2 protein-coding genes are annotated in these 2799 nt (G+C 19.5%); both read right to left on the bottom strand.

The window, feature by feature from the left end; translation table 11 throughout:
- Nucleotides 1–381, bottom strand: a 381-nt coding sequence (locus tag GJT96_RS02365; RefSeq protein WP_345718995.1) for a biotin/lipoyl-containing protein, incomplete at its 3' end; no start/stop codon positions are given.
- A 29-nt stretch (nt 382–410) separates the two neighbouring features.
- The coding region (locus GJT96_RS00995; protein ID WP_169780380.1) for a 2-oxoglutarate dehydrogenase E1 component at nt 411–2799 on the bottom strand (2389 nt) is incomplete at its 5' end.

Below are 2799 nucleotides of genomic sequence, written 5' to 3'. Positions count from 1 at the left end.
TCTATCTTTTTTTAATTTTCTTCTTATTGAAGGACTATAATTATTTAATTTGTTAAAAAAAGTTATTTGATTGTTTAAAAGGTTATTAAAATTATTTTTTGTAATATTATTATTTTTTTCTATTTTATTTTTGAAATTTTTATTTATTTTTAAAATACCAATAATTTGTTGTGATTGTACTTTTTCTCCTTTTTCTACTAAAATTTTTTCTAAAATACCATTAATTGTTGATGGTATCTCTAATACTATTTTGTCTGTTTCTAATTCTAGAAGAATATCATCAATATTTACTATTTCACCTGGTTTTTTATACCATTTAATAATAATTGCATTATTTATTGATTCAGGTAAATCAGGAACAATAATATTAATACTATCCATTTTTTATCCTTATAAATTTATTTTTTATGTTAAATATTAAAAATAGAAAATATTATTTTTTGTTGTTGTTTTTTATGAACATTAAGATTCCCTGTAGAGGGGGATGAAGACGATTTTCTTCCTATATAATTAATATTTAAATTTAATTTATTTTTAAAATAATTTTGAATATATATCCATGCTCCTTGATTTTTCGGTTCTTCCTGACACCAAAAAAAATTATTTATTTTATAATATTTTATAATTATTTTTTTGATATTACTAAATGGAAATGGATATAATTGTTCTATTCTAATCAAAATTATGTTTTTTTCTTTTATAGAATTTCTATATTCTAATAAATCATAATATATTTTTCCAGAACAAAAAATAATACGTTTAATATTTTTTATATCAATATTATTATCTATTTCATCTATAATTAATTGAAAATTATTTTTAAAATATTTTAATGATGAACATGCTAAATTATGTCTTAAAAGAGATTTTGGCGTAAATATAATAAGTGGTTTTTTTATATAATTAAATGCTTGTTCGCATAATAAATGATATATTTGAGATGAATTAGAAGGCATACAAATTTTTATATTTTTTTCAGAACTTAATTGTAAAAATCTTTCTATTCGTGCTGAAGAATGTTCTGGACCTTGTCCTTCATAACCATGTGGAAGCATGATTACTAATTTACTTTGATATTGCCATTTTTTTTCTCCAGAACTAATAAATTGATCTATAATAATTTGAGCTCCATTAACAAAATCCCCAAATTGTGCTTCCCATATTGTTAATATGTTTTGATTATTTAAAGAATATCCATATTCGAATCCTAAAACTGCTTCTTCAGAAAGTATAGAATTATAAATATAAAATTTTCCTTGTTTTAAACTAAGATTTTTTAAAGGTATATATGAAATTTCATTATTTTGATCATAAATAACAGCATGTCTATGAGAAAAAGTACCCCTTTTAATATCTTCTCCAGATAAACGGCATGATATTCCTTGAGTTAAAATATTTGCATATGCTAAATTTTCAGCAGTTCCCCAATCTATTTTTTTTTTACCTTTACTCATACTTAATCTATCTAAATAAATTTTTTTAACTTTAGAATGAATGTTAAAGTTTTTAGGAAAATTACTAATTTTAAAAATTAATTTTTTTAATTCATTTATTGTCAATCTTTTAAATGTTATTTTTGAAATATTTTTTTTAGAAGGAATGTATGTTTTAACAAAATAATTATCTTCATTAAATAATATTTGATATTTTTTATATATATTTTCTTTTTCTTGAACATTTAAAATATTTTGCATAAGTAATGTTTTAAAATATAAATTTTGTATTGTTTCATGATTTTTGATATAATGATACATTAATGGTTGTGTTATATATGGATCGTCTATTTCATTATGACTATGTCTTCTATATGAAACTAAATCTATAAAAACATCTTTTTTAAATAAATTTCTATATTTAATTGCTAATCTTATAATTAAGATAGCATTTTCCATATTATCTGCGTTTACATGAAAAATAGGACATTGAATCATTTTAGCTATATCAGTACAATAATAACTAGATCTCATATCAGAAATTTTAGAATTAGTAAATCCTATTTGATTATTAATCACTATATGTATAGTACCATTTATCCCATAACCTCTTGTTTGAGATAAATTTAAAATTTCTTGTACTATTCCCTGGCCACTAAAAGATGCATCTCCATGTATATTAACGGGAAGTATATTATCGTTTTTAGATGAATCAATATAAGATTTTATTATACCCATAGAAACACAATTAATAATTTCTAAATGAGAAGGATTAAATGTTAATTGTAATTTTATTTTTTTATTATTATATTCAATAATAGAAGAATAACCTAAGTGGTATTTAACATCATCTATATTATTATTTTTTGAAAAAATATTTTTAAATTCGTTTTTTATTTCTTTAATATTTTTTCCCATTATATTAGCTAAAACATTTAATCTTCCTCTATGAGCCATACTTAAAATTATTTTTGTAATTTTGTTTTTTGATTTACTTGAGTAACGTATAATTTCTTTAATTATTGGTATTAGTATATCACAACCTTCTAAAGAAAATCTTTTAGTACCTGGAAAATTTTTTGCTATATTAGTTTCAAAAATTTCTGTTGCAATTAATTCTTCAAAAAAAATTTTTTTTTCTTTATTTTGTAAATTATTTTTCATTAATTCTATATTTTTTTGCATCCAATATTTTTCAGTATTTAATAAATGAAAATATTCTATACCTGTATAATTACAATATATTTTTTTAAAAATATTATATATATTAATAATTTTTTCATTTTTAAATAAAAAATTTAATGTAATTTTTTTTTGTAAATCTTTTGTATCAATATTATAATTTTTTAATTGTAAAATATTACTT

Origin of the sequence: Enterobacteriaceae endosymbiont of Donacia piscatrix (assembly GCF_012569525.1) — a bacterium.
Classification (GTDB): Bacteria; Pseudomonadota; Gammaproteobacteria; order Enterobacterales; family Enterobacteriaceae.
Note: the sequence above shows the minus strand (reverse complement) of the source record. Positions and strands in the feature narration are given on the sequence as shown.